Origin of the sequence: Pseudomonas asplenii (assembly GCF_001293465.1) — a bacterium.
Taxonomy (GTDB): Bacteria; Pseudomonadota; Gammaproteobacteria; order Pseudomonadales; family Pseudomonadaceae; genus Aquipseudomonas; species Aquipseudomonas fuscovaginae_B.
The window spans coordinates 19,059-44,120 of record NZ_JSYZ01000012.1 but is presented as its reverse complement, the minus strand read 5'-3'; the positions used below and the strand labels follow the sequence as shown (position 1 = coordinate 44,120).

General features: G+C 64.3%; 20 protein-coding genes, 1 tRNA gene and 3 pseudogenes. 7 read left to right on the top strand and 17 right to left on the bottom strand.

Annotated features, from left to right (window positions below; translation table 11 throughout):
- Nucleotides 1-165: 165 nt before the first annotated feature.
- The 3 genes and pseudogenes from PF66_RS33985 to PF66_RS17025 all read right to left on the bottom strand — a co-directional run bounded on the left by PF66_RS33985 (nucleotide 166) and on the right by PF66_RS17025 (nucleotide 3,544).
- Nucleotides 166-933: a methyl-accepting chemotaxis protein gene (locus PF66_RS33985; RefSeq protein WP_416773561.1), complete on the bottom strand. Its 768-nt coding sequence runs from the start codon at nucleotides 931-933 to the stop codon at nucleotides 166-168.
- 87 nt (nucleotides 934-1,020) lie between these two features.
- Nucleotides 1,021-2,106 (bottom strand): annotated as a pseudogene (locus PF66_RS33980) (cache domain-containing protein); the annotation flags it as partial.
- Between the two features lie 220 nt (nucleotides 2,107-2,326).
- Nucleotides 2,327-3,544, bottom strand: coding sequence for an MFS transporter (locus PF66_RS17025; protein WP_054060606.1), 1,218 nt, complete (start codon nucleotides 3,542-3,544; stop codon nucleotides 2,327-2,329).
- A 290-nt stretch (nucleotides 3,545-3,834) separates the two neighbouring features.
- Here PF66_RS17025 and PF66_RS17020 point away from each other — a divergent pair, with 290 nt between their 5' ends.
- Nucleotides 3,835-5,937 (top strand): methyl-accepting chemotaxis protein, encoded by a 2,103-nt coding sequence (locus tag PF66_RS17020; RefSeq protein WP_425357905.1) that lies wholly within the window; start codon nucleotides 3,835-3,837, stop codon nucleotides 5,935-5,937.
- A gap of 115 nt (nucleotides 5,938-6,052) precedes the next feature.
- Nucleotides 6,053-6,129: transfer RNA gene (locus PF66_RS17015), tRNA-Met, on the top strand.
- A gap of 252 nt (nucleotides 6,130-6,381) precedes the next feature.
- Here PF66_RS17015 and PF66_RS17010 read toward each other — a convergent pair.
- The 8 genes from PF66_RS17010 to PF66_RS16975 all read right to left on the bottom strand — a co-directional run bounded on the left by PF66_RS17010 (nucleotide 6,382) and on the right by PF66_RS16975 (nucleotide 14,973).
- Nucleotides 6,382-7,896 carry a DHA2 family efflux MFS transporter permease subunit gene (locus PF66_RS17010; protein ID WP_054063351.1) on the bottom strand — a complete coding sequence of 505 codons (1,515 nt, stop codon included), beginning with the start codon at nucleotides 7,894-7,896 and terminating at the stop codon, nucleotides 6,382-6,384.
- Nucleotides 7,886-9,028 carry an HlyD family secretion protein gene (locus PF66_RS17005; RefSeq protein ID WP_054063350.1) on the bottom strand — a complete coding sequence of 381 codons (1,143 nt, stop codon included), beginning with the start codon at nucleotides 9,026-9,028 and terminating at the stop codon, nucleotides 7,886-7,888. Before PF66_RS17005 ends, PF66_RS17010 begins: the two co-directional genes overlap by 11 nt.
- The gene (locus PF66_RS17000) at nucleotides 9,025-10,506 is read right to left on the bottom strand and encodes an efflux transporter outer membrane subunit (RefSeq protein WP_054063349.1); all 1,482 of its coding nucleotides are present in this window, start codon (nucleotides 10,504-10,506) and stop codon (nucleotides 9,025-9,027) included. The genes PF66_RS17005 and PF66_RS17000 overlap by 4 nt, the downstream gene beginning before the upstream one ends.
- Nucleotides 10,507-10,591: 85 nt before the next feature.
- Nucleotides 10,592-11,323: an AraC family transcriptional regulator gene (locus PF66_RS16995; protein ID WP_054060178.1), complete on the bottom strand. Its 732-nt coding sequence runs from the start codon at nucleotides 11,321-11,323 to the stop codon at nucleotides 10,592-10,594.
- Nucleotides 11,324-11,471: 148 nt separating this feature from the next.
- Complete coding sequence (locus PF66_RS16990) at nucleotides 11,472-11,978, bottom strand: GNAT family N-acetyltransferase (RefSeq protein ID WP_054060179.1); 507 nt, start codon at nucleotides 11,976-11,978, stop codon at nucleotides 11,472-11,474.
- Between the two features lie 86 nt (nucleotides 11,979-12,064).
- Nucleotides 12,065-13,159, bottom strand: a complete 1,095-nt coding sequence (gene ddlA / locus PF66_RS16985; protein WP_054060191.1) for a D-alanine--D-alanine ligase — start codon at nucleotides 13,157-13,159, stop codon at nucleotides 12,065-12,067.
- 221 nt (nucleotides 13,160-13,380) lie between these two features.
- Entirely contained in the window at nucleotides 13,381-13,839 is a 459-nt protein-coding gene (locus PF66_RS16980; RefSeq protein ID WP_054063348.1) for a hypothetical protein, read from the bottom strand.
- A gap of 246 nt (nucleotides 13,840-14,085) precedes the next feature.
- Entirely contained in the window at nucleotides 14,086-14,973 is an 888-nt protein-coding gene (locus PF66_RS16975; protein ID WP_054063347.1) for a Dyp-type peroxidase, read from the bottom strand.
- Nucleotides 14,974-15,150: 177 nt separating this feature from the next.
- Here PF66_RS16975 and PF66_RS16970 point away from each other — a divergent pair, with 177 nt between their 5' ends.
- The gene (locus tag PF66_RS16970) at nucleotides 15,151-15,633 is read left to right on the top strand and encodes a RidA family protein (RefSeq protein ID WP_054060182.1); all 483 of its coding nucleotides are present in this window, start codon (nucleotides 15,151-15,153) and stop codon (nucleotides 15,631-15,633) included.
- A 60-nt stretch (nucleotides 15,634-15,693) separates the two neighbouring features.
- On the opposite strand, the pseudogene PF66_RS33975 reads toward PF66_RS16970, so the two are convergent.
- Together PF66_RS33975 and PF66_RS33970 are read right to left on the bottom strand one after the other, a co-directional pair.
- A pseudogene (locus PF66_RS33975) lies at nucleotides 15,694-16,125 on the bottom strand (methyl-accepting chemotaxis protein); the annotation flags it as partial.
- A 108-nt stretch (nucleotides 16,126-16,233) separates the two neighbouring features.
- A pseudogene (locus PF66_RS33970) lies at nucleotides 16,234-16,920 on the bottom strand (PAS domain-containing protein); the annotation flags it as partial.
- A 266-nt stretch (nucleotides 16,921-17,186) separates the two neighbouring features.
- On the opposite strand from PF66_RS33970, the gene PF66_RS16960 reads away from it, so the two are divergent.
- Nucleotides 17,187-17,411 carry a DUF6555 family protein gene (locus PF66_RS16960; RefSeq protein ID WP_054060183.1) on the top strand — a complete coding sequence of 75 codons (225 nt, stop codon included), beginning with the start codon at nucleotides 17,187-17,189 and terminating at the stop codon, nucleotides 17,409-17,411.
- Here PF66_RS16960 and PF66_RS16955 read toward each other — a convergent pair.
- Both PF66_RS16955 and PF66_RS16950 read right to left on the bottom strand, forming a co-directional pair.
- Nucleotides 17,392-18,090, bottom strand: coding sequence for a metallophosphoesterase (locus PF66_RS16955; protein ID WP_054060184.1), 699 nt, complete (start codon nucleotides 18,088-18,090; stop codon nucleotides 17,392-17,394). The genes PF66_RS16960 and PF66_RS16955 overlap by 20 nt on opposite strands.
- Nucleotides 18,091-18,176: 86 nt before the next feature.
- The gene (locus PF66_RS16950) at nucleotides 18,177-19,379 is read right to left on the bottom strand and encodes an ROK family transcriptional regulator (protein WP_054063346.1); all 1,203 of its coding nucleotides are present in this window, start codon (nucleotides 19,377-19,379) and stop codon (nucleotides 18,177-18,179) included.
- Nucleotides 19,380-19,585: 206 nt separating this feature from the next.
- Between PF66_RS16950 and PF66_RS16945 the strand changes: the two genes are divergently transcribed.
- From PF66_RS16945 to PF66_RS16935, 3 genes are read left to right on the top strand one after another with little or no spacing between them, the layout of a single operon-like run.
- A complete protein-coding gene (locus PF66_RS16945) occupies nucleotides 19,586-20,992 on the top strand; it encodes an APC family permease (protein WP_054063345.1) in 1,407 nt (468 codons plus the stop codon).
- Nucleotides 20,993-21,000: 8 nt separating this feature from the next.
- The gene (locus PF66_RS16940) at nucleotides 21,001-22,002 is read left to right on the top strand and encodes an ROK family protein (protein ID WP_054063344.1); all 1,002 of its coding nucleotides are present in this window, start codon (nucleotides 21,001-21,003) and stop codon (nucleotides 22,000-22,002) included.
- A gap of 20 nt (nucleotides 22,003-22,022) precedes the next feature.
- On the top strand, nucleotides 22,023-23,051 hold the full coding sequence (locus PF66_RS16935) for an SIS domain-containing protein (RefSeq protein WP_054063343.1): 1,029 nt from the start codon (nucleotides 22,023-22,025) through the stop codon (nucleotides 23,049-23,051).
- A 6-nt stretch (nucleotides 23,052-23,057) separates the two neighbouring features.
- Here PF66_RS16935 and PF66_RS16930 read toward each other — a convergent pair whose 3' ends face one another.
- On the bottom strand, nucleotides 23,058-23,387 hold the full coding sequence (locus PF66_RS16930; protein WP_152973043.1) for a hypothetical protein: 330 nt from the start codon (nucleotides 23,385-23,387) through the stop codon (nucleotides 23,058-23,060).
- Between the two features lie 127 nt (nucleotides 23,388-23,514).
- On the bottom strand, nucleotides 23,515-24,828 hold the full coding sequence (locus tag PF66_RS16925) for an MFS transporter (RefSeq protein WP_054060190.1): 1,314 nt from the start codon (nucleotides 24,826-24,828) through the stop codon (nucleotides 23,515-23,517).
- Nucleotides 24,829-25,062: the final 234 nt, after the last annotated feature.

The following is a 25,062-nucleotide window of genomic DNA, read 5'->3' as shown; positions in this document are numbered from 1 at the left end:
AGCGATTTCGTACATAGCCTAAGACTTTTCGCCTGAAGACCATCACCCCTTAAAGCATCGACGCTCACAACCGTATATCCGGGATAGCGTCACACCAGGGATTGGACTTACCTCAAGTTCAGAGCCCGGGAGGGAATCAGGCTGCCCCCTCCCCGGCGATGTCCTCTACGACTTGAACCGCCCGACCAACCCATTCAACTCCTCCGACAGATGCGACAGCCGACCGGAGTCTTCCTGCGCCGAATTGGCCAGGCTTTCGACCAGCCGTGCCTCATCGTAGATCTGCTGGATATGCCGGTTGATCTCCTCGGCGACACTGTGCTGCTCCTCCGCCGCCGCCGAGATCTGCAGGTTCTGGTCGCGGATTTCGTTGACCGACAGCTCGATACCCTCGAAGCTGCCCCGCGCGCTCTCGATGGAGGAGACGCTGGCTCGCGACAGATCCAGGCAGCTTTCCATCTTCTGCGAAACCTCCTGGGTCTTGCTGCCCAGGGCGTTGAGCAACTGGTCGATTTCGCCGGTGGAATCCGACGTACGCTTGGCCAGCGCCCGCACTTCATCGGCAACCACCGCAAAACCCCGCCCCTGGTCACCGGCCCGCGCAGCCTCGATCGCGGCGTTCAGCGCCAGCAGGTTGGTCTGCTCGGCAATCGCGCGGATGGTGCCCAGAATCTGGTTGATGCTGCGGCTGCCCTCCTCCAGTTCGACCATGGCCTGGGACGACTCGGTCAGGCGGCGCCCCAGGCGATTGACGTTCTCGGTGGTCTGCTCGATCTGCTGCTTGCCTTCCGCCACACGCTGATGTCCGCTCTCGGCGGAGGTGGCCGCGGTGCTGCACGAGCGGGCCACTTCGTTGGCGGTGGCGACCATCTCGTTGAAGGCCGTGGACACCAGTTCCACCGCCTCACGCTGGCGACCGGCAGCCTCGTTCATGTTGCTGGCCACTTCACTGTTGACCCGCGAGGCATCCTGCAGATTGGTCGAGGCCGCGCCGATGCGCTGGATCAACTGGCGAATGGCGGCCAGGAACTTGTTGAACCAGCCGGCCAACTCCGCGGTTTCGTCCTTGCCCTGAACATCGAGATCACGACGCAGGTCGCCCTCGCCCTCGGCAATCGACTGCAAGCCGGTACTGACCTGGCCGATCGGCTTGACGATCACCTTGGAGAACGCTGCGGCCAGCAAGGCGAAAATCACTGCCAGCACCACCACGATCAGCGCCGTGACATAGGTCATGCGGGTCGCCCCCGCCATCACTTCGTCGTACTGGATCAGGCCGACATAGCGCCAGCCGAGGCCCGGCGAAGTCCAGATGTTGGCCATATAGTTGACCCCATCGATCTGCACTTCGGTGGAGCCCTCTCCGGTAGCCGCCAGCTTGGCGTAAGGCTCGCCGAGGTCCTTGAGCTTCTTGAAGCCGTGGGCAGCATCGCGCGGGTCGACCAGTACGGTGCCGTCCTCGATCAGCATCACGTAGCCGCTCTGGCCGAGCTTGATGCTCTTGACCAGTTCGGTGAGGTTCTTCAGCGAAACACTGACGACGAATACCCCCTTGGGCTTGCCGGAAGCATCGAGCATCGCCCGGGCGCTGCCCACCAGTGCCACGGCGTCCTTGTCATAGTAATAGGCGGGGGTACGAACGGTCTTTCCGGGGCTGGCCATGGCCGCCTTGTACCAGGGACGTACGCGCGGATCGTAGTTGGCCAGCTGCGGATCGTCTGGCCATTTGGCGTAGGTGCCGTCCTCCAGGCCAATGGAAAGAATCGCGGCCGCCGGGTGCGTCGCGCCATAACGGGCAAACGCATCGATGACCTGCCTGGCCGCCGGAGGCAGGGGCCGGCTGGCCGCATCGGCGGTCTCGTAGTGCTTGAGGCTGTCAACGGAGGTGTATACAGGATCGGTCGCCATCTGATCGACGTTCTGCTGCGTGCCGTCGAAGAATTGCCGGATATTGCCGTCGATCTGGCGTATTTCCCGGGTGCTGCCATCAATGAACTGATCGACCGCCTCAGTCCGGATATTCACCACCGAGATGACCGCCACCAGGCTCACGGGGATGAAGGCGACCAGCACAAAGGCCAGGACGAGTTTGTTTTTTATTTTCATTGCGACGACCACCATCCGGGGAAGTGAGAGGCAAACAGCCGGACCAGACAGGTTTATGGCCCTTTGCTATTAAGCCTGTTTCGGCTGGCGAATCAAAATCTTTATCGCGCTATCGTGCACAAAAACATCATAAATTGTCCCGGATAGCTGATCGCCCGGTCCGTTTCCGCAGGTTCAAACCGGCTGCCCTTGACCGGGGCAAGCCGGCCCGCTGCCCGGCTCAGGCCTTTTTCGTCCTTGGCAGCAACACTGCCAACACTCCGAACAATGGCAGGAACGAACACATCGTGTAGACGTACTCGATGCCGTGGATATCCGCCAGATGCCCCAGCAGCGCCGCGCCGATCCCGCCGAAGCCGAACATCAGGCCGAAGAACACCCCGGCGATCATGCCGACGTTACCCGGCACCAGTTCCTGGGCGAACACCACGATCGCCGAGAACGCCGAGGCCAGGATGAAACCGATCACCACGCTGAGCACGGTGGTCCAGAACAGGTCGACATACGGCAATGCCAGGGTGAACGGCGCGACACCGAGGATCGAGAACCAGATCACCGCCTTGCGTCCGATCCTGTCGCCGATGGGGCCGCCGGCAAAGGTCCCCGCCGCCACCGCGCCAAGGAACAGGAACAGGTGCAGTTGCGAACTGGCGACCGACAGCTGGAATTTCTCGATCATGTAGAAGGTGAAGTAGCTGGTGAAACTGGCCATGTAGAAGTACTTGGAAAACACCAGCAGGCCGAGCACCACCAGCGCCCCCAGCACCCGCCCTTTCGATAGGCCGTGAGTGGCCTTCTGGCCCTGCTTGAGCCTGAACAGGTTCAGGTGCGCGCGATACCAGCGACTGATGCCGTAGAGCACGCCGAGGGCAAACAGGGCGAACAGCCCGAACCAGGCGACATGGCCCTGACCGAACGGAATGATGATCGCCGCGGCCAGCAGCGGGCCGAAGGCCGAACCGGCGTTACCGCCAACCTGGAAGGTCGACTGCGCCAGCCCGTAGCGCCCTCCCGAAGCCAGGCGCGCCACACGCGAGGCTTCCGGGTGAAAGGTCGAGGAGCCCACGCCGATCAGTGCCGAAGCCAACAGAATCAGTGGGAAACTGCCGACCTGGGACAGCATCAGAATCCCGATCAGCGTACAGATCATTCCCGCCGGTAACAGCAACGGCTTCGGATGCCGATCGGTATAGAAGCCGACCCAGGGTTGCAGCAGCGATGCGGTCACCTGGAAGGTCAGGGTGATCAGCCCGACCTGGGTGAAGGTCAGCCCGTAGCTGTCCTTGAGCATCGGATAGATCGACGGCAGGACCGACTGGATCAGGTCGTTGATCAGGTGGGCCAGCGCCACGGCGCCGATGATGCGCATCACCAGCGGGCTGGATTGCGCGGGCGCCGACGTCGGCATCGGGCCGGAAGAGGTTTCAGTGAGAGCCATGAGGTAGTCCGTGACGCGGATGGATGCACAGGTGCAGGTGCGTCAATGTGCCATTTTTTAGTGCATCAAGACCAGATACTTGTTGAGCTAACGATCAATTTAATCCGACGAAAAACCATTGATAGCTCTTTGCTACTGGTCTGAATCTTGCGTGCCCTGATTCCTACAGCGCGGTTCCTTACAAAGGGCCACGAGAATGGGAAGATTCGCTACAGCGGCCGGCCGATAACGCCCTCACTGGCGAAACTTCCGAGGTCTTTAACGACGGCATCCGTCATGACCAACCCGTCATGAGCGCACTCCAACGGTGCGGATGCCTTGAGGAGTGGTCGGCAATGCACGCTTTTTTATCACCGGGAATGCGACTGCTCGGACGATTCGGTTTTGCCCGCAAATTTCAGGTGCTGTTCCTGCTGTTCATCGTCCCGCTGATGGGCAGCCTGTACATGATCGGCCAGGATTACCGCAGCAAACTGGCACTGATCGGCGAAGAACGTGCCGGCGTCCGCCAGTTGCTGGCGCTGGACAGCCTGGACAACCTGCTCACCGCCCAGCGCGACCGTGCGGCTCGCTGGAAGGCCACGGAGACCAATCGCCAGCCGACGCCTGCCACCCTCGCCGCCATGGCCCTGCTGGACAAGGCCCAGCCCGAGATCAACCAGGCCCTTGAACAACTGGGCCAGGCGCTGCAGAGCGAAGGCGCCGATGCCGACACCCTCAAGCGTTACCAGGTGCTGCAAGCCACCGTCTCCGGCCTCGACTCGGCCAGCCTGAGCAAGGTCGGCTGGTGGCCGGACGGTTATGACCGTTTCACCTCCGCCCTGAGCGCCCTGCAAGGCCTGCGCGAACAGATCGCCATGGACAGCCGGCTGATCCTCGCCTCCTGGATGGAAACCTACCTGCTGACCCAGATTTCCACCCAATACGCGCCCGACCTGATCGAGCGGGTCGGCCGCCTGGCCAGCGTCGGCCAGGCCTCGGTGGTCTCCGGCCAGTTCAGCCTGCAGAGCCGCCTGCAACTCAAGGACCTGCGCAGCCGTATCGGTGACGCCCGCGACCAGTTGGCCAAGACCGGCACCCAGCTGCAAACCCGCCTGCCACCGGCCCTGCAGGACTGGGCCGGACGCTACCAGGAAAACCTCAAGCACCTGGACGAAGGCCTCAAGGCGCTGGATGACGGCATGTTCGGCGGCAGCATCACCCTCAAGCCCGAGGGTTTCGAGAAAACCCTCGACACCCTGCTCGGCCAGTTGGCCGACCTGCGCCAGGACTCGCTGAACACCCTCGACAGCCGCCTGGACCACTACCACGACTCGGCCACCGGCCAGTTCAGCCTGGTGGCGGCGATCTTCGGCTGCCTGCTGCTGGCTGCGCTGTACCTGTTCATCTGCCTGCAGGCCTCGATCCGCCGCAGCGCCAGCGGTATCACCCTGCTGGCCGAATCCCTGCGTGACGGCAACCTGTGCCTGCAAGTGCCGGTCGAAGGCCGTGACGAACTGGCGGCCATCAGTACCGCGCTGAACGTGGCGGTGGTGCAACTGCGTACCAGCCTGCAGGGCGTCGACCATGAAACCCTTCAACTGAGCGACGCCGTGCGTACCCTCAACAGCCATTCCAGCGGTGCGCTCAACGAGGTCGAGGCGCAGCAGCAGCAGATCAGCCAGATCGCCGCGGCGGCCACGCAGTTGGCGGCCACCTCCCAGGGCGTCGCCCAGAGCTGCGAACAGGCCTCCGGCAGCGCCCAGAATACCCGGCGCATCGCCTCGGACAGTAGCCGCGACAGCCAGCGCACCACTGCCAGCATCCAGCAGCTCAACCAGCGCCTGAACGAAACCGCCACGGCGCTGGGCCGGGTCAGCGAACAGGGCCAGCAGATCCAACTGGTGGTCGACACCATCCGCGGCGTGGCCGAACAGACCAACCTGCTCGCCCTCAACGCCGCCATCGAGGCGGCCCGGGCCGGTGAACAGGGCCGTGGCTTCGCCGTAGTCGCGGACGAAGTGCGCAGCCTGTCGCAACGCACCCAGAGTTCCACCGCACAGATCGCCAGCACCGTCGACAGCCTGCGGGCCACCGTGAGCCAGGCCGTGGCCCTGATGGAAGCGGCTTGCGTCCAGGCGCAGACCGATGCCGAATCGGTCACCGGGTTGGGCCAGCGCCTGGTGGAAATCGCCAGCGCCGTGCAGAGCGTGACCGACACCCTCGCCCAGATCGCCACGGCGGTGGACGAGCAGGCCAGCACCGCGGACGAGGTCAGCGGCAATATCCAGCAGGTCGATCAGGCGGCGGTCCGGCTGCTCGAAGGGGCGCGGGCGGTGAACCGCGCGGCGGACACCCTGAGCGAAGGCAGCAAGGCCCTGAGTGACAATACCGGGCGCTTCCGCCTGAATTGAGACGGGCAACGCCCACGGATTTCGCCGTTGGGCGTTAAGTTTTTGATAGCGTAGAGAAAATTTTCAGATATTTGCTTGACACATCATCGTTCAGAGCGAATAATGCGCGCCACTTGGCTACATAGCTCAGTTGGTTAGAGCATAGCATTCATAATGCTGGGGTCCGGGGTTCAAGTCCCTGTGTAGCCACCAAGTACTAAAAACGGCTTACCGCAAGGTAAGCCGTTTTTTTATGCCCGCCGAAAAAGTGCTGGCTCCCTCCTGAAGCCTGCTGCCAGCACCCACCGGAATGCTGGCCACCTGAGAGTCAGGTGGTGAGGGCTTCGCCCCCTTCGCGGATAAACCGGGACGCCGGACCGCCTGGCCCCACAGTGACAGCGTCGTTCGCAGGATTCATGCACGGCGCGAGCACTTGTGGGGGATTTATCCGCGAGCCTCAACGCCTCAGCCACCGCCCTGACGCCGCATCAGCAGCGCCGCACAGGCACAACCGAGCAGCGCCACACAGGCGACAAAAAACGCATCGCCATAAGCCATCAGCCAGGACTGATGCTGCACCGTCTTGCCCAGCATCGCCAATGCCTGCTGCTGGTCCGGCAGCCAGTCGCCCACCGTCGGTCCCAGGCGCTCCTGGACGGCAGGGACAAAGACATTCATTCCCTCGCCAATGCGCTCGGAATGAAAGCGTTCGCGCATTGCCACGATTTGCGTGAGCGCCGCCGTGCCCACCGCCCCGCCGAGGTTGCGCAACATCGAGAACAGCGCCGAGGCCGAACCCGCCTGGCGCTTGTCCAGCCCGGCCACCGCCAGCACCGACAAGGCCACCATGATGAAGGGCTGGCCGATACCGCGGACCACGGTGGAAGGAATGATCACGTTCGCCGCACTATCGGCGTCGAGAAACGCCCCGAGCCAGCAGCCCAGGGCCATGATCAGGAACCCGGTCGCCACCATGATCTTCGGACTCGACCAGCCCATCAGCCGCGGCATCAGCGGTGCCAGCACCAATTGCACCACGCCGTAGGCAATCAGGCTGACACCGATCTCATGGGCGTTGTAGCCCTGCACCTGGGAAAGGTAGTTGGGCACCAGGAACACCAGCCCGAATGTCGCGCCACCGAAGATGAACATCGCCACGCTGGCCACGCCGAAGTTGTAGTGCCCCAGTAAACGCAGGTTGATGAACGCGCGCCGGCCAAACAGTTGCGACAGCACGAAGACCAGCAAGGCCACGCCTGCCGCCAGCGACAGCCAGCGAATCTCGCCGGAGCCGAACCAGTCCTTGCGCCCGCCCTCCTCCAGGACGATCTGCAGCCCGCCCAGCCCCACCACCATGGCGCCGATGCCCAGCCAGTCGCCCCGGCGCAACAGCGCCAGGTTCATCGGCCTGGCCTCGATCGCCCAGGCCACCGCCAGCAGCAGCGCGATGCCGGGAAACAGTTGCAGATAGAAGATCCAGCGCCACGAGTAGGCGTCGGTCAGCCAGCCACCGATCGACGGCCCGGCCGCCTGGGCGACACTGTTGGCCAGGCTGAACAGCGCCATGCCCATGGCCATCCGGCTGGCCGGCAACTCGGTGATGATCAGTTGGAACGACAGCGGAATCAGCACCGCCCCCGCCGCGCCCTGAACCACACGTATGGCAATCATCACCGGCAGGTTCGGCGCCCAGGAACAGGCGATCGAAGCCAGCAGGAAGATCAGCGAGCCGGTCCACATCACCCGTCTCAGAGAGAACACTTCGACCAGCCAGGCGGTCAGCGGGATCATGATGATTTCCGCCACCAGATACGCGGTGGAAATCCATGAGCCCTCCTCGAAAGTCGCCCCCAGCGCGCCTTCGATTTCCGGCAGCGCGGCGCTGGTGACATGGACGTTCATGCCGGCCATGAAACAGCCGAGCAACCCGCCCATCACCGCCACCCAGGCGCGCGGCGAAACCGGTGCCTCAGCGCTCATTGCGCGCCTCCTGACGATGGGTGTCGACGACGGTGGTGACCGACATGCCGGGCAGTATCGGCAGCACCTCATTATCGGGGTCGAGCTGGATCCGCACCGGGAAACGCTGGACGATCTTGGTGAAGTTGCCCGTCGCATTGTCCGAAGGCAGCAAGGCGAACACATTGCCCGATCCCGGCGAGAAGCTGACCACCCGGCCGTGCAGCGGCCGATGGAAGAAGCTGTCGACATGGATCTCCACCGGCTGGCCGGGACGCATGTCCGCCAGTTGGGTTTCCTTGTAGTTGGCCACCACGTAGGCCTGGCGTACCGGCACCACCGCCAGCATCGGCTGGCCGGCCACCAGGTACTGCCCGGCCCTGACCCGCCGCTGGCCGACCACGCCATCGATCGGCGCACGGATCAGGGTGTCCTCGACGTCCTGTTCGGCCAGCCTGGCACGAGCCACGGTACTGGCGTGCACGGCGATCTGCTGCTGGATCTCGGCTTCGGCCAGTTGCAGGCGAGCCCGGGACTCCCCCAATTGGGCCTGCTGCCGGCGCAGGCCGGCCTGGGCGCCCTGCAACGCCGCCATGGCCTGCTGCGCGCTGGCATTGGCGCTTTCCAGGCGCTGCACGGTCGCGGCATCGTCCCGCGCCAGCCCCTGGTAACGCCGTCGATCCAGCTCGGCCCGCTGGTTCTCCGCAGCCGCACTGCGCACCTGCGCCTGGGCCACGGCGATGGCCTGCTGCTGCAAGCCGACGCGCTCGGCGGCAACCTGGCGGCTCGCCCGCCCGGCAACCAGCGCCGCCTGCGCCTCGGCGACTGCAGCCTGGGCCTGGGCCAGCCGGGCCTGGTAATCACGGTCCTGTAGGCGCACCACCACGTCACCGGCCTTTACCGGCTGGTCGTCCTGCACCAGCACCTCGGCGACGTAACCCGGCACCCGCGCACTGAGCGCCACCCAATCGGCGCGCACGTAGGCATCATCGGTGCTTTCCAGGTAGCGCCCGGTCGTCGCCCACCAACTGCCGAACCCCAGCGCCCCGAGCACCGCGATTGCGCCCCCGAGCAGCATCAGGCGCCGCCGCCGGGCCTTCTTGCGCAATTGCTCGCCCTGGGCGAGGGTCTGTTCATCGACGGCAAGGTTCATGGTTCTACTCCAGCTTCGGGACTCGTTGATTGCGTGTTGGCGTGACCGACGGCGAGCGGCTGCCAGCCGCCGCCCAGGGCCCGGAAAAGATTGACCTCGCTGCGCGCCAGCTCGCCTCGCGCCTGGACTTCACGGCGGCGCACATTCATCAGCTCGCGCTCGCTGTCGAGCAGTTGCAGGGCGTCGACCGTACCGGCGCGGTAGTGGGTTTGCGCCAGGGCATAGCTGCGTTCACTGTCCTGCAGGGCTGCCTGGAGCGCCGCCGCACGCTGGCGCTGGCCATCGAACAGGGCGAGGGTCTGGCGCACATCGGCAAGAGCCGCGAGGACCGCACCGCGGAAGCCGGCCAGTTGTGCCTGCTCCAGTGCCCGGGCCCTGTCGATTCGCATGCGGTTGGCCTTGATATTGGGGAACTCCCAACTGATCAGCGGACCGATGCCGAACATCACCGAGCGGCTGTCGCCCAGTTCGTGCAGTGACTGGGCCGATGAAGTCAGCGACGCGCCGAAGCTCACCTTGGGATAGAGATCCGCCCTGGCGATATCGCTGGCCAATACGGCCGCTTCGAGGTTGCGCCGGGCCTGGCGGATGTCCGGACGACGCTCCAGCAGATGCCAGCCATCGCCGACAGGCAACGCCACCGTCAACCTGGGGATGACCGCACACTGCGGGTCACTGCCGGAAGCCTGGCCGGTGAGCATGTTCAGCTCATACACGGCCACCCGCCGACGGGCGTCGAGCAGCGGCAATTCGGCCCGCAGGCGATCACGCAGGCTACGCAGCCGCAGGGTATCCAGCTCGGTGGCGATCCCGGCCCTGCGCTGGGTTTCGGTCAGTTCAAGGCTGTGCTCGACGGTCTGCAACGAATGGTTCGTCACGCCCAACTGCGCGCCGTAAGTGCAGTGATCCAGATAGGCCCGGCTGGTCTGTGCCGCCACGTTGATCCGCAGCAGGTCACGGGCATCGCTCGCCGCGCCCGCCTGCACCCGCGCACGCTCGATGGCACGACGCACCTGACCCCAGATGTCCACCTGGTAGGCCAGCTCGATGCCCGGTTCGAAGGTCCACTGCGCCGGCGCATGACTGTCCGTGGCCTGGGCCAGGGTCTGGTCGTTGGCGGTCTTGCCATACTGCGCCGCAAAACGGGTTTGCGTCGAAGGCCAGCGCTGTGCATCCAGCTCGCCAATCCCCGCCAGCATCGCCTGGACGTTGGCATCAGCCCGGGCCAGGTCCTGGTTGTGGCGCAGCGCCTGTTGTACCAACTGGTCGAGAACCGGGTCCTGATACAACTGCCACCAGCGCTCGGGCAGTGGCTGATCGCTGGCACCGGCCGGCAGTGTCGCCAGCGGATTGCTGTCCTGGCTGGCAATCGGCTGAGTCAGTGGTGAGGGTGCCGAGGTACCGCCGCAGGCGGTCAACAAGGCGAGCAAGGCGCCCAGGGCGATGGGCCTGGCGCGTCGGGAAGGGAGTGAGTGCATCGACGGAATTCACAGTCAGGATCGTGAATCCCAGAGTAGGTGGCGGCCTAGGGACGGTTCTCCCGTGATCGGGACAACCGCAGCATCAAACGGGACAACCTGTCGGCTCGTTCATGCGGTACTGCCGCGGCGTGTGTCCCAGTTCGCGCTTGAAAACCGCGGCAAAGGCGCTGGCGCTCTGATAACCGTACTCGAGCGCCACGTCGAGGATCGACGTACCCTGGGCCAGGCTCTGCTGGCTGAGCACCAGCCGCGCACGGGTGCGCCACTCGCCGAAGGACATCGCCAGTTCGCGCTGGAACAGCCGGGCGAAGGTTCGCGAGCTCATGTTCAACTGTGCACCGCACTGCTCCAGCGTCCACTCCTGCGCGGGCTGGTCGATGAAGCGGGTACACAAGGTACGCAGACGGGCATCGCGGGGCGCCGGAATGTACAGGTCGACCTGTCGGGCAGCCTGCAGCTCCAGCAGGATCAGTGCCCCGAGATGATAGCGTCGTTCCTCGCTGCCGCCCTGCGCCGAAGCGAGGATCAATTCACGCAGCAGGTGCGACACCTGGATCACCTGGCACTGGAGCACCGCCACTGGGTGCAGCGCCGGGTCGATCAACAAGGTGCGCATGCGCACCTCGCCACTCATGCGAATCTCATGGGCAACGCCGCCCGGCACCCACAGCGCATGACCGGTGGGAATGGCCCAACTGCCCTGCTCGGTGCACACATACATCACGCCCCGGGTCGCATAGACCAGTTGCGCCTCGTTGTGACAGTGGCTGCCCACCACCTCACCGTGCTGGTAATCGCTGATCAGGGTCTGCATGCCTCGCCTCTCGCCCATGCCTTCCAGGCCCATTCGATAGAACCCATGCTATCCCAAGGCGAAGACAGGCGATTGCCAAGATACCCACACCTGCCTGAAAAACTGCACAGAAATGCTCGAACAGCCGGGAATGGCGAGATTACCTGCTTCACCTGGTCTGAATGGCGCCAGTTGATTGCTCACCAGCCCAACGTAACTGGATCAGCGCCACCCTCCGCCCCTTGAAGTCCTGTCGTTCCTCGATGCCATAGGGCACGAAGCCCAGCTTCGGATAGAACAACAAGCCCGCCAGGTTCCGGTTGAAGCAGGACAGGCGCACTTCGCTGGCCTGGTGACGCTCCCGGGCAATCCGGATCATCAGCCGGACCAGGTACTCGCCCACCCCACGCCCACGGACATGCGGGGCAATGACCACGTTGCCGATGGAGCAGGTGCCGCCCTGCTCCCACTGATAGAAGTTGGCGAAGCCCACCACCTCGCCGTCCAGCTCGACCACGGTCGAGTCCGAACGCTGGTCGACCGAGCCCTGCAGTTGCTCGACGGTCAGCGGGTAACGGGCCTTGGGAAAGAAGAAGAACAGTTCCTCCTCGCCTTGGGCAAAACCACAGATCACGGGCAGATCCCGCGCCTCGACCGGACGGTGACTCAACGACATGCTGTCCTCCTGACAATGGCTATGGCAACCGGGTTGCCCCCGTACGCTAGCGGCACCCCGTACCCAGGTAACGTCGTGCCCCGACCTCAACGGCTGTTCTTCAATCCACGCCGTGCTTCGTGCCGCTCCAGCGCCAGTTCGATCAGGCGACTGACCAGCTCGCTGTAGGTCATCCCCGCCGCCTGCCACAGCTTGGGGTACATGCTGATGCGGGTGAAGCCCGGCAGCGAATTGATCTCGTTGATCAGCACTTCACCGCTGTCGGTCAGGAACACATCGACACGGGCAAGCCCCGAGCAACCGAGCACCTGGAACGCTTCGAGCGCCACGCTGCGGATGCGCTCGCTGGCCTGCTCGCTGATGGCCGCCGGTACCACCACCTCGGCGGCCTGGGCATCGATGTACTTGCTGTCGTAGGAATAGAAACCGCTGCGCACGACGATCTCACCACAGCCACTGGCAATCGGCTGGTCGTTGCCGAGGATCGCGCATTCGATTTCCCGGCCGCTGACCGCCGACTCCACCAGTACCTTCTCGTCGAACCCCAGGGCCAGCGCCATGGCCGCCTGGAATTGCCCGGCGTCCTCGACCTTGCTCACCCCCACCGACGAGCCCTGGTTCGCCGGCTTGATGAACAGCGGCAGGCCGAGCTTGGCCCGGGCCTGATCGAAGTCCAGCCGCGCAGCCGTGGCGCGGTTGACGGTGATGAACGGGGTCACGGCCAGGCCGGCATCGCGCAGCAGGCGCTTGCTGATGTCCTTGTCCATGCACACCGCCGAGCCGAGCACATCGGAGCCGACGAACGGCAGGTCGGCCATGCGCAGCAACCCCTGCAGGCAGCCGTCTTCGCCGAGGGTGCCGTGGACGATCGGGAAAATCACGTCGACCTGGTCCAGCAGGGCCTGGCTGCCGGCCTCGACCAGTTGCCGGCCGACCTTGCCCGGCACCACGGCCAGTTCGCGATTGGACTGGTTCAGCGCGATCAGTGCCGGGTTCTCGGCGTTGAGCAGGAAGTTGGAGCTGTCATTGAGGTGCCAGCGTCCCTGCTTGTCGATACCGATCAGCACCGGCTCGAAGCGCTCGCGGTCCAACGCATCGACCACGTTTTTGGCCGATTGCAACGACACCTCGTGCTCCGCGCCCAGCCCACCGAAAATGATCCCGACTCGCAACTTGCCCATCATCCCGCCTCGTTTCCAGAATAGGTTGCGGGACCCCTGGCCCCGGTGTACGCAGCCTATGCGCAAGACGTCGATTGTGCATCCCCAAAATCGACAATCCGGGTATGTTCCGGGCTATTGCTCGTCAGCGGAGTTTTCCTGCGACGAACAGCCGACCCGAGGAAGACCTTCCAGCACGCCTGGATCAGTCGAACCTGAGTCGGCCGGCGAGCGGCGCCCACTCAATAGGCGTCCTTCCAGTGCACGTTCAGCGTCTGGGGGCCCTTGCCATCGATGACGACATCCTGCCGGCTTTGATGCCCGTCGTGGCTGGCGACGACCTGATAGTGCCCCACCGGTAGCTTCACGTAGACCAGCGGACCGACCTGGATCAGGCTCAGCACCGACTCGCCACCGGCCTTGTTGATCGAGATGTTCACATCGGCCAGGTACTTGTCCTGCGGCCCCGAGGAAGAAACGATGTGCAGGGTGTAGCCGCGGGTCTGGGCCAGTGCCTTCAGCTCATCCTCGCCGATACCGCCGCTGAGGTACTCCACGCCATTCTGTTGCTGTGGCGCCAGTTGCACCACTGCCATGTTGATCGGTTCACTGTCGGCAGGTGCAGCCTGCAGCCGGAGGACGCCCGTGGTCAGCAGCCCAACGGCCAGCGCCACGAACAAGGGGGAACGTAGGGGTAACATGAGAAAAACTCCCAGCCCTGACAGGGCCTGAGTCGCACCCTTGCACGCTGGCGGATGACGCCAGCAAACACCGCCGCCTCCGCCAGGGGCCAGGCTCGCAGCCGGCGGGCGGGCCAAGAGTGCGAAGGCATCGCCGACCGGGCTCAACTGCGAGCAAGCTACACTGCAAGTCTAGTTCCCAGGCCGAAAAAAAACGCCAGGTGCGCGGCACCCGGCGTTTTTTTACACAAATGCGAACGACTCGGCTTAACCGGCCAGTAGTACGCTCAGGTCAAGGTGGCCATCCTTCAGCGGCGGGCACCAGTAGTAGCCGCCCGTGATCGGCCGACTGAAGCGGTAGAGGCCGTCGGTGATCCCGTCATCCAGCCCGCTCATGCGCCGCAGTTGAGCCTCGAAGGCATCCAGGGTACGTCCGAAGGCGACGAACATCAGGCCGGCGCCCTGCTCGTTCGCCCAGGGCATGGAACGGCGCACGACGAACGCTTCGGGGGCGAAGCTTTCCTGGGCGGTTCGCTTGACGTGGGCCGACTCCGGCGCGTCCTCCAGTTCCTCGTTGTCGCTCTTGCGGCGGCCCATGATGTTGTCCTGCTCATGGGACGGCATGGCGGCAAACCGCTCCAGGTCATGCTGCCACTGCTGGATCGCGACAAAACTGCCACCGTGCAGGCCGGGCACATCGCCCGCGGCGATCCCCGCCTCGACGGCGGCTTCGTCCACCGGGTTCTCGGTACCGTCCTCATAGCCGGTCAGGTCGTGGCCGGTCTTGTGGCGGAAGGCCTCGGTCATCTGTACCTGCTTCAATGCCGGCGCCAGTGCCAGCTCCAGCTCGCGGCTGCGGTGCAACAGTTCGCCGCGGTCCTCGCCATGCAGCCAGCACCACAGCGCCTGCTGGGTCGAAGGGTTGTCCACACCCGGGCCACTGATCACCGGGAACGTGCGCAACCCCTCGATCCGAGCCCCCAGCACCTGCACCAGCGACTCGCCAAAACCGACCACGGCGTTTTTCCCATCCACCAGCCGGGCCAGGTTGTCGAGCGCAGCCGGCAAGGCCTCGGCGGACTCCAGGGCGAAAAACAGATGGCGTGCCTGCGGGGGTACAGGCTTGGCGAGGATGCCGGGCTGGTAGTGGCTCATGGGAACTCCTTTGTGAAAGGCGCAAGTTTACCTGTGTTGCAGCGGCCGCGCTTGCGTGCAAGCGCTGACTTGATCGTGATTGTTGCGCCTGAGAGCCGTATGATCTGCTGCATGTCGGACCCGGCCGAGCCAGGCTGGGCACCCCCCACGACACTCACCATCATCAGGAAGATAACGATGCCGCAATCCAGAAACGAACGCTTCGCCCAGGTCGCCGATCAGCTCGGCTACAGCTTCGAAGGTGAAATGAAGATTGGCGGCAATTACGTGCCGGCGGTGCAGAACGATCTCGAGATTTATGTCAGCGGGCAGATTCCGCGGGTCGACAACACGGTGATGGTGACCGGTCGTGTCGGCGCGCAGACCACCCTGGAGCAGGCCCGGCACGGTGCCCGGATCAGCACCATGCGGGCCCTGGCGATTCTGCGGCAGATGCTCGACGGCGACCTGGAACGGATCCGCAAGATCCTGCGGATCAGCGTCTTCGTCCAGAGCGCCGAGGACTTCACCCAGCAGAGCGAAGTCGCCGACGGCGCTTCGGAAGTGCTCTATACCGTCTTCGGCGAAGCTGGCGTGCACACCCGGACCTCGGTCGGGGTGTTCCAGTTGCCGAAGAATGCCTCGGTCGAGATCGATATGGTCGTGGCACTCAAGCCCTAGAAGTCGCAGGCGGCGGACGGGAGTCGACCGTCCGCCCATCGCCGTTGACCGGGCCCCGCATCAGGTGCCCAGCTGGTTGGCGAACTGCCCGACTGCGCTGACCACCCGCTGGGCGCCGTCCTGGATCTCGACGATCACCGTGCCGGCCTCGGCCGCCAACGCCAGGCCCTCCTCGGCCTGGGTCTTGCCGCTGTTCATCAGCGACACCGCATCACGGGCCATGTCCTGGTTCTGGCGCACCACGGTGACGATCTCGTCGGTCGCCTGGCTGGTTCGCGAAGCCAACTGGCGAACCTCATCGGCCACCACCGCGAACCCGCGCCCCTGTTCACCCGCCCGCGCGGCCTCGATGGCGGCGTTCAGCGCCAGCAGGTTGGTCTGTTCGGCAATGCCGCTGATGGTCTTGACGATGGTGCCGATCACCTGGGACTGGGCGTTAAGCGCCTCGATCCCCTCGCCGGCATGTTGCATGTGCTGCGCCAGATCACGCATCACGTCGACCGCCTGGGTCACCACGGTGGTGCCGCGCTGGGCACTGGCGTCGGTCTGCAACGAAGTGCTGTAGGCGATATTCGCCGCCTCGGCCACCGCCTGCTCCTGGTTCACCTGGTCAGTGATGATGGTGGCGAACTTCACCACCTTGTACAGCCGCTCGTTGGAGTCGAGCACCGGGTTGTAGGACGCCTCCAGCCAGACCACCCGGCCATGACTGTCCACGCGCTTGAAACGGCCAGCGATGAACTCACCGGCATTCAGGCGCTGCCAGAACGCCTGGTACTCGGGGCTGTTGACCTCCCCCGGTTCGCAGAAGATGCCATGATGCTTGCCCTTGATCTGCGCCAGGCTATAGCCCATGCCATTGAGGAACCGATCATTGGCGGTCAGGACCTCACCGGCCAGGTTGAATTCGATCACCGCCGTGGAACGCAGCAAGGCGCCGATCAGGTTCTCGTGCTCACGAGAACCTTCGATGGTGCGGGTCAGGTCGTTGGAAAAGATCGAGAAACTCCGCACTCGGCCATCGGAGCCACGGATCGGCTGCAAGATCGAGCGCAGCCAGGCTTCCTGGCCATTGCCGCGCAGCAGGCGTATTGCCCCGCTGAAATGTTCGGCGCGGGTCAGCGCGTTTTTGAAGCGCTGGTGAAAATCCGAGCTTTTCAGGTACGTCGGCACGAAGTCCTCAATATGACGACCGACCAGGGCGCTGCTCTGGTAGAGCATTTCCGTGATGAAGTTGCTGTTGACGGACTGGATGCGGCCATCGGCGTCCAGTGTGAGCACGAGCATTTCCTGTTCAAGACTTTCCCTGACCTGATGGAGACTGGACAATTCCTCGCGAAGAGCCGACAGCTCCTGCTTCAAGCGTTTGTTGAACATGGTGCGCACCGATGGCAAAAGGGAAATACGGCTATCTGTCCTTGCCATCGGCTATCGGGATTTTTTCTGAAGGACTGTTCCGAGTTATTTGCCACAACGGACCGCCGGGCTGATCGACGGAATTTTTCCGGTACCGGGGGATCACTCCCAAGACAACAGGGAGGAGTTCCACATCCATGAGCACGGCAAAGCTGTACGTTATCGATTACACCCTTCACGGTACCCCCAAGTCCTTCATCATCCGCTGCGAACGCATGGACAACGCCGAGGCCTGGCACTGGGCCAGTTGCGACGCCGGCGTCGGCCGAATCGGCAGGTTCGGCCGAGAACGGGTGAAAAAGACCAGCAAGCCGGTGGCCGAGAAGTTCGGTATCGAAGCGGTCAGTTGGCGTCAGGCCTGACGAAGCCCAGCCCGTCGAGTTCCACCAGCGTGAAACACCCGTTGCTCCAGCCGCCCGTGTCGATGTGATAGACATTGCCCAGCACGGTGGGCTGGCGCTGCGTGGTGTGCCCGACCAGCACGGCCCTGACCTCCCGGATACCAGTGGTGTCATGGTTCCTCACACGGCTGCGCGACCACTGGCAGACCTCCTCTACCGCGATCTGCGCCTGAGTATCACCCGACAGGTAGTCCCGCAGTTCACCCCAGCTCGCAAAGGGGCAGTCGGCGTGCACGATCCCCACCGGCCCGAGTCGGGTCTCGACCTCCAGTGCAATCGGCAGCCGGGCGAAACCGGCGGCGAACCGGCGCTGGCTTTGCGCGCTGCTGTCGATAAACCAGCCGCCACCGCTGGCACGGTACATCGCCTGGTCCAGCGAAAGGCCCTGGGCATGCTGGATCGCCAGCGCCTCGTGGTTGCCCTGGACCGCGGCGAACCAGGGGCGCTCCAGCCATTGCAGGGCCAACTCGCTCTGGGGCCCGCGGTCGACCAGATCGCCGACGCTGAACAGCCGATCACATTCGGGGTTGAACCCGATCTGGTCCAGCGCGGCCTGCAAGCGGCTGAAATGACCATGAATGTCGCCCACGGCGAAATCCCGGCCACGGGTGTTGAGGGAATAGTGAGCAAACCGAGCCATGAGCCGTTCCTGTGCCAGTGCCACAACGCCGAAATCAGTGGAGACTTCGCGGCATCATCTCTTGAATGAAGTCACTATAAGCCGGCTCACTCCGGTTTGAGCAAGGCTTCATAGTCCGGGCTGATCTCCGCGAGGATCATCAACGCCGCCGCCCCCAACGCCACCGCATCGTGCCCGGCGGTGCCCAGCTGGATGCGCGGGTATTCACGATCCGGGCGGCAGCTGATGGAGCGATGCAAGGGTTCCAGCCGGGCCACCAGCCGGGCGAGGATCGCCTGCGGAAGGAAACCGCTGATCAGGATGGTCTGTGGATCGAGCAACGATTCAAGGATGTTGATCGCCTGGCGCAGCGCCGGCGCGGCCTCGTCCAGCCAGGAGTCGACACCGGCCTTGAAACGTGGATCGTCGAAATTCCAGGCCGCCAGGTCCTGGTCGCCGGATTGCCCCAGATGTTCCAGCAGCGCGGCAATCGAGATATAGCGCTCCAGACAGCCCTGGTTGCCGCAATGACAGGCCTTGCCGCCGGGCACCACCGTCATGTGACCGATTTCCCCGGCGTTGTGCCAGTGCCCGGAATACAGGCGATTGCCCAGGTACAAGCCGGCCCCAAGGCCGCTGCCGATAAACAGGTGGACGAAGTGGTGCAGGTCGCTGGCAATCCCGTACAGCCGTTCGCCCATGCTCGCGGCCGTGGCATCGTTCTCGATCAGTACCGGCAAGCCGACGGCCTGGTGCAGGCGTGTCGGAATCTGCGGATCATCCCAACCGGACATCGCCGTCGGCCCCACCGAGGTCATGCCTTCGACGCTGAACGGCCCAGGCAACGCCACCCCTACTCCGAGAAAACGCCCATCAGGACGTAGCGCCCGGAACTGCCCCACGGTATCGAGCAGCAGCGGCAGCGCGTCGTCGAAACTCGGATAGCTGACCGCGTGGGTGACCTGGGCCTGAGCGTCGCCAAGCAGGTCGAGCAGCACACCGATGATCGAGTGCTGCTCGACATGAAAGCCGATGGAATACCCACCCTGCGGGTTGATCGACAACGGCACCGGCGGCTGGCCGCGACCGATCTTCTCGGCCGCATGCACCAGCAGCACGCCCTCTTCCTGCAGTTCGGTGACGATGTTCGAAACCGTCTGCGCGGTCAGCGACGTCAGGCGCGTGAGGTCGGCGCGGGTCAGGCGTCCGCCCAGGCGAATCGCTTCGAGAATCACCCGGCGGTTGTGCAGGCGGGCGTGTTCGGCGTTGGTGCCGGTGGTGACCGTACGGGTGTGCTGTGGATTTTTCATGGGCGGATGATCGTTGCCGCCAATTAATTAAATCAAGTTGAATTAATTTTATTGGCGTGTTTTTCTACGCATCGGTCGCAGCCGCTTCAGGGGCCAGCGCACCCCATAACAATAATGATACCGAGTCGATGGAAGCCGCCGCCGGCGCGCAACACCCTTGCCACCTGCCCTCCACCTTCCGTCACTCGCACAAGAGGTCGTCACGCATGAGCACAACCACTCCCACCGGGCAGGGTTCGTCCGGCATCAAGCGCAAGATCGGTCTGTTTCCCGCCACGGCCCTGAACATGAGCCAGATGTGCGGCGTGGGTCCCTTCATTACCATTCCCACCATGATCGTCATCATGGGCGGTCCGCAGGCTTACCTCGGATGGATCCTCGGTGCCTTGCTGGCGCTATGCGACGGCCTGGTCTGGGCCGAACTCGGGGCATGCCTGCCCGGCGCCGGCGGGACCTACGTCTACCTGCGCGAAGCCTTCGGCAGACGTACGGGCCAGCTGTTGCCCTTCCTGTTCGTGTGGACCGCGATGCTGTTCATCCCGTTGATCATGTCCACCGGTATCATCGGCTTCGTGCAATACCTGACCTGGTTCTGGCCGGACATGAGCCAGACCGCCGGCAACCTGATCGGCCTGGTCCTGATCTGGGGCATCATCTTCCTGCTCTGGCGCAGGATCGAGTCGATCGCCCGCTTGAGCATCGGGCTCTGGGTGATCATGCTGATCAGCATCGGCGCGCTGATTGTCGCCGCCCTCAGCCACTTCCATGCCGACCTGGCCTTCAGCTTCCCGGAAGGCGCGTTCAACCTCGGCGATAGCAGTTTCTGGCTAGGCGTGGCCGGCGGCCTGACCATCGGCATCTACGACTACCTGGGCTACAACACCTCGGCCTATCTGGCCGGTGAAGTGGAACAGCCGGGCCGGGTGATTCCCAGGTCGATCGTGCTGTCGATCCTCGGCATCCTCGCGGTCTACCTGTTGATGCAGGTCGGCGTGCTGGGTGTGGTGGACTGGCACCGCATGCTCGACCCGGACTCCGCAGCCTACAAGTCCGTGGCCTCGGTGGTGTTGAGCGAAACCTGGGGCAGCACCGCCGCGGGCGTGGTCACCGTGCTGATCCTGATCACCGCCGTCGCTTCGGTATTCGCCGGCTTGCTGGGCGGTTCGCGGGTGCCGTTCGAGGCGGCGAAGGACAAGGTGTTCTTCAATGCCTTCAGCGTCACTCACGCCAGGCATGATTTCCCCGTCTACGGCATCCTGAGCATGGGCGTGCTGACCTCGGTCGGGTTCATGATCGGCCGCCTCACCGACCTGACCACGCTGATCCAGCTGCTGACCACGGTGATGATCCTGGTGCAGTCGGTGGCCCAGATCATTTCGCTGTTCGTGCTGCGCCAGACCAAGCCGCACCTGGAGCGCCCCTACAAGATGTGGCTGTACCCGATCCCGGCGCTCGTCGCGCTGGTGGGCTGGGTCTATATCTACTTCGCCTCCAACCACAACGCCCCCGGCGCCTACCCGATCCAATGGTCGCTGGTGTGGGTCGCCGCAGGCTGCGTGGCTTATCTGCTCTGGGCACGGGCACACCGGCTCTGGCCTTTCGACAAGAAGTGATCGCGACGATGTTCGAGCCGTTGAATACCCCGGGCGCCCAGGTGCCCAGCCCAGGCGTGCTGCTGGCGATTGATGTCGGCGGCACCAAGACCCAGGTCGCCTGTTATGACCCGTCGAGCCGGCACCTGAGTACCCGCAGGCTGGCGACCCATGCCGATGGCCTGCGGGGCGAGCCCGCGCTGGAGCGTATCCTCCAGGCCGCCCGTGGCTGTATTGCCGACTTTGGGGAGGTGCCGGTAGCCAGCGTGGCGGCGGTGTTTCCCGGCGTGGTGCGCGGCAGCCGGCTGCTGATGGCACCGAATACGCCGGGGTTCGAGGCACTCGACCTGCCGGCGCTGCTCGGCGGCGGCCTGGGCACCGCCGCCGTGATGCTCGACAACGATGTCAAGGCCGGGGCCCTGGCGGAAGCACGCTGGGGGTCGCTGGCGGGGATCGAGGATGCGATCTACCTCAACCTCGGCACCGGCCTCGCCGCCGCGGCCATCGCCAACGGCCGCCTGATTCGTGGTCGTAACGGCGCGGCCATGGAGATCGGCTATATGCTGGAACCCTTTCTCGACCCGTCGCGCACGGATCTGTGGCGAACCCACGAAAAAGGCGCGGCGCCGCTGGAGGAGTTCTTCTCGGGCAGCGCCCTCACCCAGTTGGCGAACGAGATGCTCGGCCAAGGCCACCGTGCCCTGGACCTGTTCGACAGTGACGACCGCGCCGTACGCCAGGCCCTGGAACAACGGATCGCCGGTATGGCGGTGCAGGTTGCCAACCTTGCGGTGGCGCTGGATGTCAGCCGCATCGCGATTGGCGGCGGCCTGTTCCACCAGGCGTCGACCCTGGCCCCGGTGCTCGAACAACTGATCCGCCAGGTGGTGCCGTTTCCGCCAGAGATCGTCGCCGCCCATTTCACCCATGACGCGCCGCTGTGGGGCGCGCTGAGCATGGCCATGGACGCCGCCGGGTTGAGTTTCATTCCCGGCGACCTTCTCTCCCTACCCGACAGCCCGCGTGGCTGAAGCACCCAGGTAACACTGTCATGTCGCTGATGCACCAGGAAACCCTGTCGATCCCCGCCGTCGTGCAACACATGCTCGATGAGGACCGCGCGATCCATTCACTGGCGGAGCAACTGGCCAGCGACCTGCCGGAGCTGGTCATCAGTGTCGCCCGCGGCAGCTCCGATCACGCCGCCGCCTTCTTCGGCTACGCCATGATGAGCCAGTTGGGAATTCCCTGGCTGTCGATCCCGCTGTCGCTGGTCAGCCTGCAACAACCACCGCTGCGCCTGAAGAAATGCTGGGTGGCGGCGCTGTCCCAATCGGGCAGGAGCCCGGACCTGATCGCCAGCGTCGACTATCTCAAGCGCCTGGGCGCCAGCGTCGCGGCCTTCGTCAACACCGCCGACTCGCCGCTGGCCGCCGCCAGTGATGCCGAGGTGCTGTTGCCGGCCGGGCTGGAGCAGAGCGTGGCGGCGACCAAGAGCTACGTGGCGATGCTGATGGCCGGCGTGCAGACCGTCGCGGCCCTGGGCGCCCGGCGAGGCCACGACAGCGCGTTGCAAGAAGCCCTGCAAAGCCTGCCCGGGGCCCTGGCCGAGGCGGCAAACGAGGAATGGACACTGGCCCTGAAGGTGCTGCGGCATGCCGATAAGATGATCGTCATCGGCCGCGGCCCGGCGCTGCCGATCGCCCAGGAGGCCGCGCTGAAACTCAAGGAAACCTCGGGTATCCAGGCCGAAGCCTTTTCCAGCGCCGAAGTGCGCCACGGACCGATGGAAATCATCGAGGCCGGTTATCCGGTGCTGATATTCGCACCCTCCGGACCGGAGCAGGCCGGCACCCTGGCCTTCGCCGACGATATGCGTCTGCGTGGGGCCCAGGTCATGGTGGTCGCACCCAGCGGCACACCCGGCGCGGAGTTGCCCAGCGTTGCCACTGCCCATCCGCTGCTGGAGCCATTCACCATGATCCAGGGTTTCTACCTGATGGCGGCGAAACTGGCCGAGTTGCGCGGGCGCAATCCGGATCAACCGCGCTTCCTGAAAAAAGTCACGCAGACCCGCTGAGTCGGCTCAGAACACCCACACCGGCAAATGCTCCTTGAGTGGCAGCTCATCGAGATGGCCGCTCAATCGCGCGCCTTCGGCCTGCCGCCGATGGAGAGCCGAACGAAACACCGCTCTCGTCAGGGACGAGGAATGCTGGATGAAGTCCGTTCGGACAGGGTAACCGACGCCATGCGGCACTGGCGTTTGCGGACAAGCCGGCCAGGCCGGGACAGGTGAGGCGCTGGCCCCGGACGACGCGTTGCGGGGCCACGGCCCGTCGGCGGATCCCGCCAGCGGGGCTGCCAGGGAAATGCCGAAGGTGATGCCCACGGCCAGAAGTACACGAAAATCCATTTCGAAATGCCTCTTGCGGGAAAATGCCTGAACCGACGCCGCCACTCCGTGCATTGTCCTGTTCAGGATGTCAGAACCTTTATCTCCTCGAAAAACCGCTTTCCGGCGGATGCCCCTCCATTGCCGGTCAGTGCCCGATACAAGGCCGCGAATCGACACTCATTGCGATCCGACCGCCGAAATACAAGGCCGTGAGCAACCCGACCGCCCCCATGACCAGGCAGTAGCCCACGCAGACCCACGGGCTCCAGGGCATCAGGCCGATCAGCAGCAGCGGCGTGGTACTGGCCCAGAGAGCGTAGGCAATATTGTAGGTGAACGAGATACCGGACACGCGGATGCGACTGGGGAACAGCCCGACCATCACCGACGGCACCGCGCCGACCACGCCACAGGCCAGCCCGGCCACGGCATAGGCCAGGTTGATCCAGGCTCCCCCCTGGATCAGACAGGCATACAGCAGGCCGATACCCACCGGCAGCAACAGACTGTAGAACGACACGGCGCGCCAGGCGCCGATGCGGTCGGCGAGCAGGCCGGCCAGTACACAGCCGATATTCAGGAACACGATACCCAGGCTGCTCAGGGCAAAGGTATGACTGGCACTCATGCCGAAAGTCTTCTGCATGACGGTCGGGGTGATCACCACCAGCACCACCACCGCTGAAGTCAGCACGCAGGTCAGCAGCATCGCCGGCACGATCGAGCGCCGGTGCTCGCGCAGCACCGTGCGCAGCGGCAACTCGCCGCCCGCTTCGCGCTGGGCCTGCAAGGCCATGAACACCGGGGTTTCACTGAGCCAGCGGCGCAGCCAGACCCCGATTACGCCGAACACCCCACCGAGCAGGAACGGCAAGCGCCAGGCGAAATCGAGAATCTCCGCCGGGCTGTAGACCCGCGCCAGCAAGGTCGCCGTCAGCGCGCCCAGCAGGTACCCGAAGGTCAACCCGGCCTGCAGCACACCCAGGGCATACCCCCGATGCGCGGGCGGTGCATGCTCGGCCACGAACACCCAGGCACTGGGCACCTCGCCCCCCACTGCCGCGCCCTGCAGCACCCGCAGCAGCAACAGCAGCAGCGGCGCCCAGTAGCCGATCTGGGCGTAGGTCGGCATCACCCCGATCAGCAGGCAGGGCAAGGCCATCATCAGGATGCTCAGGCTGAACACCCGCTTGCGCCCCAGCCGATCGGCGAAATGCGCCATCAGGATGCCGCCCAGCGGTCGCGCCAGGTAACCGGTGACGAAAATCCCGAAGCTCTGCAGCAGCCGCAGCCATTCGGGCATTTCCGGCGGGAAGAACAACTGGCTGAGGGTCAGGGCGAAAAACACGAAGATGATGAAATCGTAGATTTCCAGCGCACCGCCCAATGCAGCGAGGCCCAGGGTCTTGTAGTCGGACCGGGAGAAACGGCGGTTTCGTGGATAGGCATCAACGGTCATAAAGAACTCGGAATAGCGTATTCGGGGACAGCCGCAGGGGCGGGCCAACCTGTAACGGAAACAGACAAGTGAGCCGAATCAGCACTCGGCCGGCAAGGGGCAAAGGTTAGTGCACTCGGCGGCGACCACAACCTCAAACCTGTCATCGGGTCACTTTTTAGCAGAAATATGCGTAGCCGGTTCCATTTTTCGACAATCAGTACCCGTCCGTACTCATTCGCCAGCCCTTTGCAG

Coding starts and splice junctions, on each gene's coding strand:
- PF66_RS17025 (WP_054060606.1), bottom strand. CDS start 3,544: ATGGCTCTCACTGAAACCTCTTCCGGCCCGATGCCGACGTCGGCGCCC.
- PF66_RS16960 (WP_054060183.1), top strand. CDS start 17,187: ATGAGCACGGCAAAGCTGTACGTTATCGATTACACCCTTCACGGTACC.
- PF66_RS17000 (WP_054063349.1), bottom strand. CDS start 10,506: ATGCACTCACTCCCTTCCCGACGCGCCAGGCCCATCGCCCTGGGCGCC.
- PF66_RS17020 (WP_425357905.1), top strand. CDS start 3,835: ATGAGCGCACTCCAACGGTGCGGATGCCTTGAGGAGTGGTCGGCAATG.
- PF66_RS16940 (WP_054063344.1), top strand. CDS start 21,001: ATGTTCGAGCCGTTGAATACCCCGGGCGCCCAGGTGCCCAGCCCAGGC.
- PF66_RS16930 (WP_152973043.1), bottom strand. CDS start 23,387: ATGGATTTTCGTGTACTTCTGGCCGTGGGCATCACCTTCGGCATTTCC.
- PF66_RS16935 (WP_054063343.1), top strand. CDS start 22,023: ATGTCGCTGATGCACCAGGAAACCCTGTCGATCCCCGCCGTCGTGCAA.
- PF66_RS16995 (WP_054060178.1), bottom strand. CDS start 11,323: ATGCAGACCCTGATCAGCGATTACCAGCACGGTGAGGTGGTGGGCAGC.
- PF66_RS17010 (WP_054063351.1), bottom strand. CDS start 7,896: ATGAGCGCTGAGGCACCGGTTTCGCCGCGCGCCTGGGTGGCGGTGATG.
- PF66_RS16980 (WP_054063348.1), bottom strand. CDS start 13,839: ATGTTACCCCTACGTTCCCCCTTGTTCGTGGCGCTGGCCGTTGGGCTG.
- PF66_RS16975 (WP_054063347.1), bottom strand. CDS start 14,973: ATGAGCCACTACCAGCCCGGCATCCTCGCCAAGCCTGTACCCCCGCAG.
- PF66_RS33985 (WP_416773561.1), bottom strand. CDS start 933: ATGAACGAGGCTGCCGGTCGCCAGCGTGAGGCGGTGGAACTGGTGTCC.
- PF66_RS16925 (WP_054060190.1), bottom strand. CDS start 24,828: ATGACCGTTGATGCCTATCCACGAAACCGCCGTTTCTCCCGGTCCGAC.
- PF66_RS16955 (WP_054060184.1), bottom strand. CDS start 18,090: ATGGCTCGGTTTGCTCACTATTCCCTCAACACCCGTGGCCGGGATTTC.
- PF66_RS16990 (WP_054060179.1), bottom strand. CDS start 11,978: ATGTCGTTGAGTCACCGTCCGGTCGAGGCGCGGGATCTGCCCGTGATC.
- ddlA (WP_054060191.1), bottom strand. CDS start 13,159: ATGGGCAAGTTGCGAGTCGGGATCATTTTCGGTGGGCTGGGCGCGGAG.
- PF66_RS17005 (WP_054063350.1), bottom strand. CDS start 9,028: ATGAACCTTGCCGTCGATGAACAGACCCTCGCCCAGGGCGAGCAATTG.
- PF66_RS16970 (WP_054060182.1), top strand. CDS start 15,151: ATGCCGCAATCCAGAAACGAACGCTTCGCCCAGGTCGCCGATCAGCTC.
- PF66_RS16950 (WP_054063346.1), bottom strand. CDS start 19,379: ATGAAAAATCCACAGCACACCCGTACGGTCACCACCGGCACCAACGCC.
- PF66_RS16945 (WP_054063345.1), top strand. CDS start 19,586: ATGAGCACAACCACTCCCACCGGGCAGGGTTCGTCCGGCATCAAGCGC.